Source organism: Streptomyces sp. NPDC059169, from assembly GCF_042755225.1.
Classification (GTDB): domain Bacteria; phylum Actinomycetota; class Actinomycetes; order Streptomycetales; family Streptomycetaceae; genus Streptomyces.
This window is the reverse complement of record NZ_JBHZCF010000005.1, coordinates 282,100-297,762: the sequence shown is the minus strand read 5'-3', so window position 1 is coordinate 297,762 and position 15,663 is coordinate 282,100. Positions and strand designations below refer to the sequence as shown.

The window sequence follows — 15,663 nt, the reverse complement described above, 5'->3', positions numbered from 1 at the left end:
TGCCACGTCAAACGGATATCCGCAGCTGCGGGGGTGGGGGCTTCCCACCGTAGGTAGGGGACGGACATGGCGATGATGCGGCTGCGGCGCGAGGACCCGCGTGTCGTCGGCTCGTTCCGACTCCACCGGAGGCTCGGCGCGGGCGGCATGGGCGTCGTGTACCTCGGCTCCGACCGGCGGGGACAGCGCGTCGCGCTGAAGGTGATCCGTCCGGATCTGGCGGAGGACCAGGAGTTCCGCTCCCGGTTCGCCCGGGAGGTCTCCGCCGCGCGGCGGATCCGCGGGGGCTGCACCGCACGACTGGTGGCCGCCGATCTCGAGGCGGACCGGCCCTGGTTCGCCACGCAGTACGTACCCGGCCCCTCCCTGCACGACAAGGTCGCCGAGGACGGCTCGCTCTCCGCCGCGGAAACGGCGGCGATCGGTGCGGCGATCTCGGAAGGACTCGTCGCCGTGCACGAAGCCGGGGTGGTGCACCGCGACCTCAAGCCGTCGAACATCCTCCTCTCGCCCAAGGGCCCGCGCATCATCGATTTCGGCATCGCTTGGGCCACCGGAGCGAGCACCCTCACCCACGTGGGCACGGCCGTCGGCTCCCCCGGTTTCCTCGCCCCCGAACAGGTGCGGGGCGCCGCCGTCACGCCCGCGACCGACGTGTTCTCGCTCGGCGCGACGCTCGCGTACGCCGCGACCGGTGACTCCCCCTTCGGGCACGGGAGTTCCGAGGTCATGCTCTACCGCGTGGTGCACGAGGAGGCCCACCTGTTCGGCGTGCCCGACGCGCTCGCACCGCTGTTGCGGGCCTGTCTGGCCAAGGATCCGGACGAGCGTCCGAGTACGCTGCAGCTGTCGATGCGACTGAAGGAGATCGCGGCGCGCGAGGCCCAGGGGCTGCCCGCCGGGCGGCCGCCGGCACAGCGGGAACGCGCCGGGCAGGAGCTGTCGTCGGGCCGTCAGACCGCCCGGTACACGGAACGCAGCACCCAGGGGCGCCCGGCGGGTACGCCCGCCCCGCGCCCCGGCGGCTCCCGCCCGGCCGGACCGCGTACGGGCGGTTCGCAGCCGTCCGCGTCGCGCGGCGGCAGCGGGCGGATCGGCCGACCCGCGTCGCGGCCCGGGGTGCGCACGACGTCCACCGGGCGCAGGCCGGCGAACCCCCGGCTGCTGCGTCAGCGGATCTTCGTGTTCATCGTCGTGACGCTGGTGGTCGCGCTGGGGATCACCGTCGCGCAGGGCCTGCGGGGATAGTCCTCGCCAGCCGGCGGAGTCTCAGCCTCGTCCGCGCCCCGTGGCCACGGCGTAGAACGCCACGGCGGCCGCGGCCCCCACGTTCAGCGAGTCGACACCGTGCGCCATGGGGATACGGACCCACTCGTCGGCCGCCATCAGGGCCTGCCGGGAGAGCCCTTCGCCCTCGGCCCCGAGCATCAGTGCCACCCGTTCCAGGCGATGCGGGGCGGCCTCGTCGATCGCCGAGGCCTTCTCGTCCGGGGTGAGCGCCAGGAGATTGAATCCCGCCTCGCGTACCGCTTCAAGGCCCCGGGGCCAGGTGTCGAGACGGGCGTAGGGCACCGAGAAGACCGCGCCCATCGACACCTTCACCGAGCGCCGGTACAGCGGATCCGCGCAGTCCGGCGACAACAGCACCGCATCCATGCCCAGAGCCGCGGCGCTTCGGAAGATCGCACCGATGTTGGTGTGGTCGTTGACCGTCTCCATGACGACCACGCGGCGTGCCCCGCCGAGCAGCTCCTCGGCCGTCGGAAGTGGCTTGCGTTGCATCGAGGCGAGTGCACCGCGGTGCACGTGATATCCGGTGACGCGTTCGGCGAGGTCGGGGCTCACGGCGTAGACCGGCGCGGGCACCTCGTCGATGACGTCCTTCATGACGTCGACCCACTTCGCGGACAGCAGCATCGACCGCATCTCGTAGCCGGCGTGCTTGGCCCGGCGGATGACCTTCTCGCCCTCGGCGATGAACAGCCCTTCCACGGGCTCCCGCCTGCGGCGCAGCTCGACGTCGGTCAGCCCCGTGTAGTCACGCAGACGCGGGTCTTCGGGGTCGTCGATGGTGATGAGATCAGCCACAGGGTGATACTGCCTTTTCCTGGGAGTGGTGCCAACGGCTCGGACGGAGATTCGTTACCGCGGGTTACGGCTGCTGTTCCGTCCCCACGGCGACGACGTCGCCGATCACGATCACGGCGGGCGGACGCACGTCCTCCGTCCTGACCCGCTCGGCGACGGTCGCCAGGGTCGCGTCGACGCGTCGCTGGGCGGCCGTCGTTCCCTCCTGGACCAGCGCGAGCGGGGTGTCCGGGGCCTTGCCGTGGGCGATGAGCGACTCCGCGATGGCGCCGATCTTGTCGACGCCCATGAGGATCACCAGGGTGCCGGTCAGCTTGGCGAGAGACCGCCAGTCGACGAGTGAGCGCGGGTCGTCGGGGGCGACATGCCCGCTGACGACGGTGAACTCGTGCGCCACGCCTCGGTGGGTGACCGGGATACCGGCGGCGCCGGGTACCGAGATGGAACTGGAGATCCCCGGCACGACGCTGCACGGGATCCCGGCCTCGGCGAGCGCCTGTGCCTCCTCCATGCCGCGGCCGAACACGAACGGGTCGCCGCCCTTGAGGCGCACCACCGACTTGCCCGCCTTGGCGTGCTCGACGAGCGCGTTGTTGATCGCCTCCTGGGCCATGAAGCGGCCGTAAGGGATCTTCGCGGCGTCGATCACCTCGACGTGCGGCGGGAGTTCGTCGAGCAGGTCGCGCGGTCCGAGCCGGTCGGCGATGACGACATCGGCCTCGGAGAGGAGGCGTCGTCCGCGAACCGTGATCAGGTCGGGGTCGCCCGGGCCACCGCCCACCAGGGCGACGAACGGGGCACGGGCACGGTGGTGGGGAGCACCCAGCGAGCCGTCCCGCAACCCTTCCACGACGGCGTCCCGTACGGCGGCCGAGCGACGCGGGTCCCGTCCCGTGAGCACCGCGACCGTGACGCCCTCGCTGCGACCGGTGGCGGGTGTCCAGGCCGTCGCGGCCTCGGCGTCGTCCGACCGCACGCACCAGGTCTTCGTACGCTCCGCTTCTGCGGAGGCGCGGGCGTTCGCCTCGGGGTCGCTGGTGGCGACGAGGGCGTACCAGGCGTCGCCGATGTCACCCTCCTCGTAGCGGCGCCTGGTCCAGGTGATCTCCCCCGCATCGGCCATCGCCTCGACGGAGGGCGTCGCGGACGGCGACACGAGGGTGACGTCGGCGCCGGCCGCGACGAGTGCCGGGAGACGCCGCTGGGCGACCTGACCGCCTCCGAGGACGACGACACGGCGCCCGGCGAGGCGCAGTCCTACGGGGTAGGCGGGGTGCTCGGCATGCTCGTCGTGTTCGGCCATGGCGGTGCGGCTCCTCGGGAGGGGCTGTGCGGTGGGGCCGCTGCGACGGTGAAGCGGCTGGTGGGGACGGGGATGAGGGTCCTCGCGACCACGATACGGGGTGGGGCGCGCGCCGTTGAGGGGTGTCCGGTGCGCGGATGGGCGGCGGGACCGGGGCGGGGCGCCGCACGCTCTCCGGAGGGCGCCTCGGGCGGGGCGGTCGGGTCAGGCGGCGGACCGGGTCCGGCCGTCCTCGTCGGCACGGTGCCCGTGACCTGCGGGGCACCGCGGATCCCGCCTCTCGGAACCGGGCGGCGTACGGACGGGTGGCCCCGCATCGGCACGGACGCGGCGGCCTGCGGCTGGTCGGACCATCCGTACGGGCAGGGGCCTCGGGGCCGGGCGGACCTCTGGGGACCGTACGACACTGGCGGGGCTCCCGCCGCGTCCGGGCGGGAGCCCGGACGCGGAACGCTCCGGTGCCGGGCGGCCTCGACCACCGGGCGCCCGGCGGCTACTTCTCCGTGACGCCCGCCGAGTCGAACGTCGCCACCTCGTGCATCGCACGGGCCGCGCTCTGGACGAGCGGCAGGGCCAGCAGCGCTCCCGTTCCCTCGCCGAGGCGGAGGTCGAGGTCGACCAGCGGGCGCAGACCGAGCTTGTTCAGGGCCGCCACATGGCCCGGCTCCGCGCTGCGGTGACCCGCGATGCACGCGGCGAGGGCCTCCGGCGCGACCGCCCGGGCGACGAGTGCCGCAGCGCCCGCCGACACCCCGTCCAGGACGACCGGTGTGCGCAGGGACGCTCCACCGAGGATGAAGCCGACCAGAGCCGCGTGCTCCAGGCCACCGACCGCCGCGAGGACGCCGATCGGATCGACGGGATCGGGCTGGTGCAGCTCCAGTGCACGTCGGACGACGTCGACCTTGCGCGCGTGCATCTCGTCGTTGATGCCGGTGCCGCGGCCGGTCACCTCGGCCGGGTCCACTCCGGTGTAGACGGCGATCAGCGCCGCGGACGCAGTGGTGTTGGCGATGCCCATCTCACCGGTGAGCAGTGCCTTGTTGCCCGCTGCGACCAGGTCGCGCGCGGTCTCGATGCCGACCTCGACGGCCGCGAGCACCTCGTCGCGGCTGAGCGCGGGACCGGTCGTGAAGTCGGCGGTGCCTGGGCGGACCTTGCGCGGCAACAGACCGGGCGTGGCGGGCAGGTCGGAGGCCACGCCCACGTCGATGACGCAGACTTCGGCACCGACCTGGTTGGCGAACGCATTGCAGACCGCTCCCCCGCCGAGGAAGTTCGCGACCATCTGACCGGTCACCTCCTGGGGCCAGGCCGTGACGCCCTGGGCGTGCACACCGTGGTCACCGGCGAAGATCGCGACGGCCGCGGGCTCCGGGATCGGCGGCGGGCACATCCGGGAGAGTCCGGACAGCTGAGCGGAGATGATCTCCAGCATGCCGAGCGCGCCGGCCGGCTTGGTCATCCGCTTCTGCCGCTCCCACGCCTCCCCGAGCGCCTTGGCGTCCAGCGGGCGGATGTTGGAGACGGTCTCCTGGAGGAGGTCGTGGGGCTCCTCACCGGGCAGCGCCCGACGTCCGTAGGTCTCCTCGTGGACGACCCAGGACAACGGGCGGCGCTTGGACCACCCCGCCTGCATGAGCTCAGGCTCCTCCGGGAACTCGTCGACGTACCCGACGCACAGGTACGCGACGACTTCGAGGTGTTCGGGCAGGCCCAGGGCACGGACCATCTCGCGCTCGTCGAAGAAGCTGACCCAGCCGACGCCCAGCCCCTCCGCACGGGCCGCGAGCCAGAGGTTCTCGACTGCGAGGGCCGAGGAGTACGGCGCCATCTGCGGCTGGGTGTGCCGGCCGAGGGTGTGCCGGCCGCCGCGCGTGGGGTCGGCGGTCACGACGATGTTCACCGGGGTGTCGAGGATCGCCTCGATCTTCAGTTCCTTGAACTGCTTCGCCCGGCCCTTGGGCAGGGACTTGGCGTACGCCTCGCGCTGACGCTGCGCCAGTTCGTGCATCGTCCGCCGGGTCTCCGCGGACCGGATCACGACGAAGTCCCACGGTTGCGAGTGACCCACGCTGGGCGCGGTGTGCGCGGCCTCGAGGACCCTGAGGAGGACCTCGTGTGGGATGGGGTCGCTACGGAATCCGTTGCGGATGTCCCGGCGCTCGCGCATCACGCGCAGGACCGCTTCGCGCTCCGCTTCCGCGTAGCCGGGCGCACGGGCGCCGGTGGCGTCGGCGGCCACGGCCTCCCCGGGGGATGCCGGTACGCCCCCGCCCTCGGACGGCCCGCCTTCGGAGTCCGGGGGGACGGCCCCGGCGGTCTGCGGTCCCGCGGAACCAGGAGGCACCTCGGCGGTCTGCGGTTCGGGGAGCTCCGGTGCCGCCTCGGCAGCCACCGGCTCAGCGCCCTCCTGGGCCGCCGTTGCGAGCTGCTCCCCGTGGGTTCCCGGAGTCGCTTCCGCCTCGCCCGCGAGTGCCGCGGCCTGCGGACCGGCAGCGGCGGCGTGGACGGCAGCCGGCCCGTCACCACTGGTCCCGTCGCGCGGAGCGGGGACAGCGGGGACGGTCACGGCGGCCTCCGACGCGGACTGTGGCGCGGCAGGGCCCTCGGCCACGGGTGCGGCTTCGGGCTCGGCCTCGGGCGTCTCTCTCGCGGGCTCGGGCGCTGCGACGGGCTCCGGGGCGGCAGCCGCCATCGGCTCGGGGGCCGTTGGAGCCGCCGCCTCCGGGTCCGGAGCAGCGGGCTCCACCGCGGCCGGGGTCTCCGCGGCGCGTGCCGGAGGCGCCGGCTGCGGGGCTGCCTCCTGCGGACTCTCGGCCGCTTCGGGGAGGTCGACGGCAGCGCTTGCCGCGGGGTTCGCTGCGGGGCCCGTCCCCAGGCGCTCCCCGGCGCGGGTCGCCACGGCGACGCCCTGGACCTCTGAGACCTCTGGGACCTCTGGGACCTCTGGGACGACCGTTTCTGCTGGTACGGAGGGCCCAGCAGGGGCCGCAGGAGCAGGTGGGATAACGGCAGATGCGTGTGACTGCGGGGGCTGGGGTGCCCACGGGACCGCACTCTGCGGTGCGATCTCGCCGAGTTGCGGCCCCGGCAGCACCGGGGGCTCCTCGTGGATGACGTCGAGGTACTCGGGACCGCTGGTCGCCGGCCCGGGAACACTGACGGGCACGGGGGGCGGCGTCACATGACCCGCACCGGCCGCCCGCCGGGCGGCCGGACCGCGATCCGCCAGCGAGCGAACCACTCCGCCGGTCGCGTCGGGCAGGGGCGGACCCATGTGGAGCGGGCGGCGGGACGGGGGCGATGTGGGAGCCGCCCCGGACGCGGACGCCGCCCGGACGCCCCCGAGGTCGATCGAGCCGGAGTCCCGGCCACCGCTCTCGTGCGCGGTCTCGTGCATCGGGTGCGTCTGGTGGGCCGCCTGCTGTCGGGGAAGGTGCGGCACGGATGCGGCCGGCTCGGGGGTCGGTCGCACGGCTGCGGTGGGCGTGGCGGAACCGTGCGCGGGTGTGGCGGGCTGGTCGGCGCCCGGCTGCAGCGGCGGCGTGGTCGACTCCGGGTGCGCCTGCCCGTGCTGCAGCGGGCCATGTGCGGCCACCGGCTGCGCGGGGGCCGCGTACTCACCGGGTGCCGGTACCGGCGTGGGGGCCTCGGCCGCGGGCGGCTGCTCCTGGGGGCCCCCGACCGGCGCCGCAGGCCCCGTAACCGGGGCCGGGGCCTGGGGCACCGCCTGTACGTCGGCGGGAGCCGGTACGGGTCCGGCGGGCGCCGTGCCGTCCGCCGGGGGCGGGACCGGTGCCGCGGTCGGCGCGGGTGCCAGCTGCGGGTCGCTCCAGGCGCCCTGCGAGCCCGGCATCAGCAGCAGGTCGTCGTCATCGCCGAGGGATTCGGCGCCACTTCCGGAAGGGTCCAGGAAGGTGTACGCACCCGGAGCGGGGATGCCCGGCTGCTCCACCATGCCTGCGTTCTCCGGCAGTCCCTCGCCCGGGACCTGGCCGGTGTCGGTCATGCGTACCCCTCGCCCATCGGTTGTGCTCCTTCAGACCTTCGCCCGGGGCGCCCGATCGCGACACACTCCCGGTGCCCGTCACCATCAAGAACGAGCGTGTGCGCCGCGCGGCACGAAAGCGCACGGACACCCAGCATTGTCGTGGCTGTTTGTGCCCGTGGCAGCAGGATCCGCCACGGTTTGGTGTGGACTGCGCCACGTTGCGCACCCCCCGGTCGCGCCGTACCACAGCGGGACCCAAGAACGCCCCCGTTTCAGGACATTGGCTGGGGGTTCCCCAGCGAAGCCAGGGAGGAGAATCGACGGACGACCGGCTGCGGTGCAACGATCGGCCAGCCTACCGCGCCGACGTGCAGGGGCCGGGCCAGGGGGCGTCATCAAGCCGCCCTCCGGGACGCTGCGGCCGGCTCCTCCCCCGGCTTCCCCCACAGCCCTACGGCCTGGGGACTCCTCCCTCGCGCCGCACCAGCGTGGCCGAGATCAGGAACACCACCGAGCGCTCGCGCTCCGACCAGTCGACCGGGTCCAGTTCGACGGACTGGAGCAGGGCGCACTCGACGGCGTAGCCGCCGTCCGCGAGGGCGGTGCCGATCGCCTCGGCCTGGTCACGGGTGGAGGCGTGCGTGACGATGCGCTCGGGCCGACGGTCCGCGCAGGCGCCGACGACCGGGACCCCTCCACCGCCGATCCGGACGATGTCCGGTTCCGGCAGTCGCTCCAGGACGTGCGGCGCACGCCCGCGGACCGTTTGGAGCAGGACGCCGCGGCGGCGGGCGGCGGCGTCGGTGCGGATGCAGGCCGCCGGGTCGTCGTCCACGGCGATGACCGCCGCACCGAAGCCCGCCGCGTCGGCCGCCAGCTCGCCGCTGCCGCAGCCGATGTCCCAGACGAGGTCGCCGGGGCGCGGACCGAGCCGGGCCAGTTGTACGGCGCGCAGCTGTGCCGACTCGCCTTCGGCCGGCTGGCGCCGTTGTTCTTCGCGGGGCAGCGCCCAGCCGCGCACCTTCGAGGGGTGATCGGGCTCGCGGCCCGCCATCCAGCCGCCGCCGGCGGTCGTGGCGGCCCCCCCGATGACGATGACGACGTTGGGGTCGCGCCAGGTGTGGTCGGCGACCTTGTCCGAGGTGAGCACGGTGACCTGTTCCCGCTCGGTACCGAGTTCCTCGCAGATCACGAACGTGCGGTGGATCCCGTCGAGGAGCAAGGCGAGCTCGGCGGGCCCGGCGCCGGGAGAGGTGAGGACGGCCACCTTGGGGTGCGCGCGGCAGACGTTCACGGCACGGCGGAGGGTGCGGCGGTGGGCAACGACGATCTGGGCGTCGTCCCAGGGCATTCCCGCGCGTGCGAAGGCTGCCGCGACCGACGAGACCGCGGGGACCACCTCGACCTCCAGGCCGTGCTGGGGAGCCCGCAGGGTGCGTACCACGCCGAAGAAGCCCGGGTCGCCGTCGGCGAGCACGACGGCGGTGCCCCGGTGGCTCGCGATCCTCCGGGCGGCGAGGTCCACGCTGCCCAGCCGGATGCGTTCGGCGTTCGCGGGCACCTCGGGGAGCGCCAGGTGATGTGCCGCACCGGCGACGAGAGTGGCGGCGGAGAGGGCGGACCTGGCCGCTGCGGTCAGGGGCGAACCGTCCCAGCCGATCACCGTGACCCGGTCGGCCATCGTCGTCTGTCTCCTGGTGTCGTCGCAGGTCGGGGCCGCCCGCGGAGGTGAGCGGTAGGCAGGCTGAGGGTACCTGGTGCTGGTTCCTGACAGGGGAATGCGTCAGTTCCAGTCGGTGAACGTGCCGTATCCGCCGGCGTCGGCCATCTGGTCGACGACCCCGTCGAGGTCCTCGGGGAGCAGGCTCCAGACGATGAAGTCGGTGCGCAGGTCCACCCACGTCCCGTCGTCGGCGCGGGTGCGGGCTATGCAGGCCCCGCGCAGGACCCCCTCGCTTATGCACCCGATCTTCTGGGCGACCTGCTGCGAGGCGGTGTTGTCGGCCGCCGTGCGCAGTTCCAGGCGCTCGAATCCCTGGTGGCGGAAGAGCCACTGGGCGGTGGCGAGCGCCGCCTCCGAGGCGTAACCCTCGCCGCGGGCCCACGGGGCGACGATGTACGAGAGCTCGGTGGACCGCACCCGCCAGTCGGTGCTGCCGAGCCGGATGACACCGACCAGGCGCTGGGTGAGGAACTCGGTCACGGCGAGGTCGAGGCCGCGGCCGGCGGTGCGTTCGGCGGGGGCGTGCTCGCTGATCCAGCGGCGGGCGGCGGCCTCGGTGTAGGGCTGGGGAGCGGCGATCCAGGCGGTGACCTGTTCGTCGTTCATCATCTCGGCGAGGGCCGGGGCGTCGGCGGGTTCGAGCGCGCGCAGCACCAGCCGCTCCGTGCTGATGGAGATGTCCGGGAAGGGGGTAGTCATGCGCAGCTCCATGCCGAGACCGTCGTAAAGGCCGTACGCGTAAAGGCCCAGCATGCAACATCGACTGACGGATGCGCATGGCCGGGTCGGTACGCCGAAGATACGCCGGAGACCCCGCACGCCGCGGCGGGTGTGCGGGGCCCCAGCTCAGCGGGGCGGCGCCCCAAGGGCCGTGCGGACTGCGCTACTTGACGGAGGGCGCCGACCGCTCGAGGTGCCCGGTCACTTGACGGGACCGAAGGCCGGGACGACGGAGCCCGAGTAGGTCTCCTCGATGTACTTCTTCACCTCGGGGGAGTTGAGGAGCTTCGCGAGCTTCTGCACGCGCGCGTCGTTCTCGTCGCCCTCCTTGACGGCGAGGAAGTTGGCGTACGGGTTGCCCTCCGCCTCCTCCAGAGCCAGGGCGTCCTCGGCCGGCTTGAGGTCGGCTTCGATGGCGTAGTTGCCGTTGACGACGGCCGCGTCGACGTCGTTCAGGGCGCGGGGCAGCGTGGCCGCCTCCAACTCCTTGAACTCCAGACCCTTCCTGTCCGTGATGTCCGACAACGTGGCGTCGATGCCGGCGCCGCCCTTGAGGGTGATCAGGCCGTTGTCGGCGAGCAGCTTGAGGGCGCGGCCCTCGTTGGTGGTGTCGTTGGGGACGGCGATGGTCTGACCGGCCTTGATGTCCTTGAGTGACTTCGCCTTCTTCGAGTAGAGACCCAGCGGCTCGAGGTGGACGTTGACGACCGGGACGATGGTGGTGTGGTTCTTCTTGTTGAAGTCGTCCAGGTACGGCTTGTGCTGGAAGTAGTTGGCGCCGACCTGGCCCTGCTGGGTTGCGGTGTTCGGCAGTACGTAGTCCGTGAACTCCTTGACCTCCAGCTTGAGACCGGCCTTCTCGGCGAGGTTCTTCTTGACGAACTGCAGGATGTCGGCGTGCGGCGTCGGGGAGGCTGCGACGACGAGCGGCTCGGACTGGGCTGCCGTGCTGCCGGAGTCGGCCTTGGCGGCCGGGTCGGAGGCGGTGCCGCAGGCGGTGAGGCCCAGGGCGAGGGCAGCGGTGGCGGCGGCGGCCGTGGTGAGCTTGGTGTTCTTGCGCACGAAAAGTGCCTCTTTCTGGTGTTGCGGTGGTTGCGCCCGGACAAGGAGTGCGGGCTCCGGGGTGGTGCGGTGTGCTCAGCTGGTGCGGTGGCGGCGTGACAGCAGCCGCACGACCCCGTCGCCGATCAGCTGCGCGGCCGTGACGACCGCGATCAGGATGGCGACGGTGATGAGCATGAACGGGGTCTCGAACCGCTGGAAGCCGTAGGTGACGGCCTTGGATCCGAGACCCTCGCCGCCGACCGCGCCGGCCATGGCCGAGTACCCGACAAGGACGATCACGGTGGTGGTGACGGCGGCGACGAGGGAGGGCAGGGCCTGCGGGAGCAGGACCTTGCGAATGATCGTCGGGATGGAGCCGCCCATGGACTGGACGGCCTCGACGAGTCCGTGGTCGACCTCGCGGATCGCCGTTTCGACGAGCCGCGCGAAGAACGGGATCGCTCCGACGGCGAGCGGCACGATCATGGCCGTGGGGCCGATGAACGTGCCGACCACGAACGTGGTGAAGGGGATCAGGGCGATGAGCAGGATGATGAACGGCAGCGACCGGCCGATGTTCACGATCACGCCGACGGCCTTGTTCACCGGGGTGTTCTGCAGCAGCCCGCCCTTGTCCGTGAGGACCAGCAGGATTCCGAGGGGCAGTCCGCCGACGACGGTGACGAGCGTGGACCACAGGACCATGTAGAGGGTGTCGACGGTGCCCTGGGCGAGCAGGGGCTGCATCTCCGACCAGGTCATTTCACGGTCTCCTTCACCGGCTCCGTGCGCGCGGCGGGTACGTCCCCGGCGTCCTCGACGACGTCCACCTGCAGGCCCTGCTCGCGCAGGAAGCCGACGGGCACGACGTTGTCCTCGTAGCGGCCGGGCAGCTCGATGCGCATCCGCCCGATCTGCCGACCGCCGACGGTGTCCATGGCCGCGCCGAGGATCGAGATGTCGATGTTGTACGTACGGGACAGTTGGGAGACCACCGGCTGGGTGGCGGTTTCGCCGTGGAACGTGACGTCGACGACGGTGCGGTCCGGTCCCGTGGCGTCGCCGGTCACCGGGAAGAGCTCCCGGGCGAGTTCGGATCCGGGTGTGGCGAGCAGCTCGCTCACCGGGCCCGATTCGACGATCCGCCCCTTCTTCATCAGGGCCGCCGAATCGCAGACGGCCTTGACGACGTCCATCTCGTGCGTGATGAGCAGCACGGTCAGTCCGAGCTGCCGGTTCAGTTCGCGCAGTAGCTGGAGGATCGAGCGGGTGGTCTCCGGGTCGAGTGCGCTGGTGGCCTCGTCGGAGAGGAGCACCTTCGGGTTCCCGGCGAGCGCCCTGGCGATGCCGACGCGCTGCTTCTGGCCGCCCGAGAGCTGACCGGGGTAGACCTCGGCCTTGTCGGCGAGACCGACGAGGTCGAGGAGTTCGCGGGCGCGGCGGGAGCGTTCGGCGCTGGTGATCCCGAGGATCTCCAGGGGCAGTTCGACGTTGTCCTGGACGCTGCGCGAGGACAGGAGGTTGAAGTGCTGGAAGACCATGCCGATGCGGCTGCGCGCCCGGCGCAGGTCCTTGCCCGCGCGGCGGCCGCGGCCGGCGAGGGCGGTGAGGTCGACCCCGTCGACGGTCACCGTGCCGGACGTGGGGCGCTCCAGCAGGTTGATGCAGCGAATGAGGGAGGACTTCCCGGCGCCGCTCTGGCCGATGACGCCGAAGACCTCCCCCTCGCGGACGTGGAGGTCGACTCCGTCCAGGGCGGTGACGTCGCGGCCGCGCGACTGGTAGACCTTCGTGAGGCCCGTAGTGGTGATCACAGGGGTTTCCGTCACTGTCGAGTGCACGGCGAAGCGTCCGCCGGGCACGGGTGTGTCGTCTTGGGGACAGGCAGGCGCAGCACGGTGACTGGGTGGCACTGTGTGCGCGGGGCAGGCTCGCGCCGCCGGGATCGGCGCACACGGCTCGGCTGTCGGGGTCTCGCTTCGGGGCGCGAGGCTCAGGCAGGGGCCCTCTAGAAGGCGCACATTCGACACAGACAACGAGCACCGGGCGTCAGCTTCGCCTCGGTCGCACGGGTGCGGTTGCTCGTCGTGGTCATGCGGCCAGTAAAACAGACGCGTGTGCGAGCGGTTCGCGACTGTCCGAATAACGGACTCTCTCCTTCCGTACTTCGGACGCCCGATGCATCGCCGGCGGCGCGGCGGCCCGGCCCACCGGACCGTGCGGGCACGGCGTTCCGGCTCCCGACACCCGGCACCCGGCACCCGGCAGACACATCGGCGACCGGCCCGGGAGGTCCGGCACTGTGGCCGACGCCACGGCCCGCGAGCCCGGGGAGACACTCGTGCCCGGTGCGAAGGATGGCGTCCAGGGGCCCGGCGCACCGGGGAGCGGGGTGTGTCCGTCGCGCCCGGGGGTGGGGGGCCGAGCCGTTTTCGCCCGTAATACGCTTCTCCCCATGCTCGACGCCCTGACGATCGCGGTGTCCGTCGCCACGCTCGCCCTCGCCGCCTGGTGCGGTTTCGCCGCCTACCGGGACCAGCCCACCAAGGACTGGCACTTCATCGGCATGGCCGTGGTGACCGTGCTGGCGCTCGCCCAGTTGGTGGTCGGCGTGGTGCAGCTGGCGCGCGGCCAGCGGGCCGACGAGGGGACGGCGATCTTCGTCGCCTACCTGATCGGCGCGTTCGCCGCGATCCCCGCCTCCGGCTTCCTGTCGCTCGCCGAACGGACCCGCTGGGGTTCGGCGACGGTAGCCGCGGGAGCGGTCGTCCTCGCGGTGCTGGAAGTCCGGCTGTTCGACATCTGGGGAGGCTGAGATGACCGGGACGGCGGCGGAGGAGACGGCCGGGACCAAGCTGGTCAAGGGCCCCGGTGTGCTGCTCGTCTGGCTGTACGCCGTGATGTCGGTGGGCGCCCTCTCCCGCTCGGTGTACCAGATCGCGACCGAGTACGACCGCGCCCCGCTCGCCTACGCCTTGTCGGCGGTCGCCGCGGTCGTCTACGTGTTCATCACGTACACCCTGTTCCGCGGCGGGGACAGGGCACGCAGGGCGGCACTGGTGTGCTGCGCCGCCGAGCTCGTGGGCGTGCTGACCGTGGGCACCTGGGCCCTGGCGGAGCCTTCCGCCTTCCCGGACGCGACGGTGTGGTCCGACTACGGCAGGGGCTACCTCTTCATCCCCGTCCTGCTGCCGATCACCGGCATGCTCTGGCTGCGCCGCGCATCGCGTCGCTGACCCGCGCCCCACAGTCCTTACCGCACTGGTTCGCCGCCCGGCCGGGGACACCGCGAGCGTCCTGTCGAGCCGGTCGAACCCCGTGGTCGAACAGCGGGCGGTTCCACGCCCGGGCGTGGCCGGCTCGCCGCACGCCGCCCCCGCCCCGGGGGCGGCGCGCCGTCGACCCCCTAGGCGCTGGTGGCGAACTCCCCCGCGCTGCGGGCGGGAGGCAGGGCGACCGGGTCCGCGGCCTTCTCCAGGGTCACGAGGGTGAGCTTCGGCCCCATCTCGCGGCTGGACACCGGCGCGTAGCCGTGGCTGCGGTACATGCGCAGGTTGCGCTCGCTGCGGTGCCCGGTGAAGAGCTGGAAGCGCTTGGCCGCGGACTCGCCGGCGAAGTGTCCCTCGATGGCGTCGAGCAGGCGTCCGCCGAGGCCGTGGCGCTGCATCCGCGGGTGAACGATCAGCTTGCCGATCCGGGCGGTGCCGTCCCCGTCGACCTCACCACGCACGGAGGCGATGACCTCGTTGCCGAGTCGGGCGACCAGGGCGTGGCCCCTTCCGATCTCGGCCCTGAGGTCGTCGAGGGTCTGCGTGAGCGGTTCGATGCCGTAGTCCCCGTACAGCTCCGCCTCGCTCTGGTAGCAGAGGAACTGCAGCTTGAGGATGGCTTCGGCGTCCTGCGCCGTCGCCGCTGAGATGGTCACGCTCATGCCCATGTGTGCATGCCTCCCGCACCTGCCGCCTGTTGTCTACCGCTCCTTTCCCCGGAGTTCAGGAGCGGCAACCTCTGTCGCGAGCATTCTGCGCAAACATCCCAGGCAACGGGAACGCATCGGCCCCAGACTTCCCTGTGAGATTCCCAACTGTCCTGCGATTTCGCGGTAGGTGGGGTCATTCGGCGACAGCATCGCGGTCAGCAGCCGGGGGCAGGCCCCCGGGGTGCGGGCCACGGCGGCCCGCACCGCCCGTCGCCGTTCGGCGAGGAGGGCCGTCCGCTCCGGGCACGGCACGGACACGATGACGGCCCTCTCCTGGTGCGACCGCTCCCGGAGGGCCGTGCGCCGTGCCTGCCGCGCTTCCTCGCGTACGGCTCCCTGGACCCAGCCCGCCGCGTCATCGGGTGGACCTTGGACGTCGATCCGTTCCAGCAGCCGTAGCCAGACGCCCTGTTCCAGGTCACGGGAATCCATCGCCTCGCCGTGCGCCTCCGCGCTCGCCTCGGCGACGACGAGCGGTCGGAGCGTCCGGACCAGGACGCCGGCGGCACCGGGACCCTGCCTCGGGGCGGAACGGGCCGGCCGGGCGGGGGCGGGTCCCTGGCGGCGGGTCGGTCGGGCGGTGGGCGGGGTGTTGCCGTCGGAGGGGTTCATGACCGGCCTGACGCCGGGGGCCGTCCCACGGTTTCGGCACGCGGCCGGGGCCACCCGACCGTATGACGGCGCCTTCGGCCGCTGACGCGGGCGGGGCCGCGGCGGGGGGGGCCCAGGGGCGCGCAGTTACGGCGGGCCGGAGGGGAAGGGGGGCCGGGGCAGGGGCCACAGGTTCCGGTTGTGTGTGAAGGGTCCTTTAA

13 protein-coding genes are annotated in these 15,663 nt (G+C 72.6%); 3 read left to right on the top strand and 10 right to left on the bottom strand.

Annotated features, from left to right (window positions below; genetic code table 11):
• The first annotated feature begins 66 nt into the window (after positions 1-66).
• Positions 67-1,248: a serine/threonine-protein kinase gene (locus ACFXOM_RS12000; RefSeq protein WP_384938174.1), complete on the top strand. Its 1,182-nt coding sequence runs from the start codon at positions 67-69 to the stop codon at positions 1,246-1,248.
• 21 nt (positions 1,249-1,269) lie between these two features.
• Here the strand turns inward: ACFXOM_RS12000 and ACFXOM_RS11995 are convergent, their stop codons facing one another.
• The 8 genes from ACFXOM_RS11995 to ACFXOM_RS11960 form a co-directional block, all read right to left on the bottom strand.
• A complete protein-coding gene (locus ACFXOM_RS11995; RefSeq protein ID WP_385037802.1) occupies positions 1,270-2,088 on the bottom strand; it encodes a TrmH family RNA methyltransferase in 819 nt (272 codons plus the stop codon).
• Positions 2,089-2,152: 64 nt separating this feature from the next.
• Complete coding sequence (gene cobA, locus ACFXOM_RS11990; RefSeq protein WP_384938180.1) at positions 2,153-3,391, bottom strand: uroporphyrinogen-III C-methyltransferase; 1,239 nt, start codon at positions 3,389-3,391, stop codon at positions 2,153-2,155.
• A 493-nt stretch (positions 3,392-3,884) separates the two neighbouring features.
• Positions 3,885-7,403, bottom strand: coding sequence for a nicotinate-nucleotide--dimethylbenzimidazole phosphoribosyltransferase (gene cobT, locus ACFXOM_RS11985; RefSeq protein WP_385037799.1), 3,519 nt, complete (start codon positions 7,401-7,403; stop codon positions 3,885-3,887).
• Between the two features lie 433 nt (positions 7,404-7,836).
• Positions 7,837-9,066: a precorrin-6y C5,15-methyltransferase (decarboxylating) subunit CbiE gene (gene cbiE, locus ACFXOM_RS11980; protein WP_385037796.1), complete on the bottom strand. Its 1,230-nt coding sequence runs from the start codon at positions 9,064-9,066 to the stop codon at positions 7,837-7,839.
• Between the two features lie 102 nt (positions 9,067-9,168).
• On the bottom strand, positions 9,169-9,807 hold the full coding sequence (locus ACFXOM_RS11975; protein WP_384938187.1) for a GNAT family N-acetyltransferase: 639 nt from the start codon (positions 9,805-9,807) through the stop codon (positions 9,169-9,171).
• A 222-nt stretch (positions 9,808-10,029) separates the two neighbouring features.
• Positions 10,030-10,890, bottom strand: coding sequence for a MetQ/NlpA family ABC transporter substrate-binding protein (locus tag ACFXOM_RS11970; RefSeq protein ID WP_384943836.1), 861 nt, complete (start codon positions 10,888-10,890; stop codon positions 10,030-10,032).
• A 75-nt stretch (positions 10,891-10,965) separates the two neighbouring features.
• Positions 10,966-11,634, bottom strand: coding sequence for a methionine ABC transporter permease (locus ACFXOM_RS11965; RefSeq protein WP_384938193.1), 669 nt, complete (start codon positions 11,632-11,634; stop codon positions 10,966-10,968).
• Positions 11,631-12,686 (bottom strand): methionine ABC transporter ATP-binding protein, encoded by a 1,056-nt coding sequence (locus ACFXOM_RS11960; protein WP_384938196.1) that lies wholly within the window; start codon positions 12,684-12,686, stop codon positions 11,631-11,633. Before ACFXOM_RS11960 ends, ACFXOM_RS11965 begins: the two co-directional genes overlap by 4 nt.
• 641 nt (positions 12,687-13,327) lie before the next feature.
• Here ACFXOM_RS11960 and ACFXOM_RS11955 point away from each other — a divergent pair.
• Both ACFXOM_RS11955 and ACFXOM_RS11950 read left to right on the top strand, forming a co-directional pair.
• Entirely contained in the window at positions 13,328-13,687 is a 360-nt protein-coding gene (locus ACFXOM_RS11955; RefSeq protein WP_384938199.1) for a hypothetical protein, read from the top strand.
• Position 13,688: 1 nt separating this feature from the next.
• Positions 13,689-14,108 carry a hypothetical protein gene (locus ACFXOM_RS11950; protein WP_384938202.1) on the top strand — a complete coding sequence of 140 codons (420 nt, stop codon included), beginning with the start codon at positions 13,689-13,691 and terminating at the stop codon, positions 14,106-14,108.
• 170 nt (positions 14,109-14,278) lie between these two features.
• Here the strand turns inward: ACFXOM_RS11950 and ACFXOM_RS11945 are convergent, their stop codons facing one another.
• Complete coding sequence (locus ACFXOM_RS11945) at positions 14,279-14,809, bottom strand: GNAT family N-acetyltransferase (RefSeq protein ID WP_384938204.1); 531 nt, start codon at positions 14,807-14,809, stop codon at positions 14,279-14,281.
• Between the two features lie 33 nt (positions 14,810-14,842).
• Positions 14,843-15,463, bottom strand: a complete 621-nt coding sequence (locus ACFXOM_RS11940) for a sigma-70 family RNA polymerase sigma factor (RefSeq protein ID WP_384938207.1) — start codon at positions 15,461-15,463, stop codon at positions 14,843-14,845.
• Between the last annotated feature and the right edge of the window lie 200 nt (positions 15,464-15,663).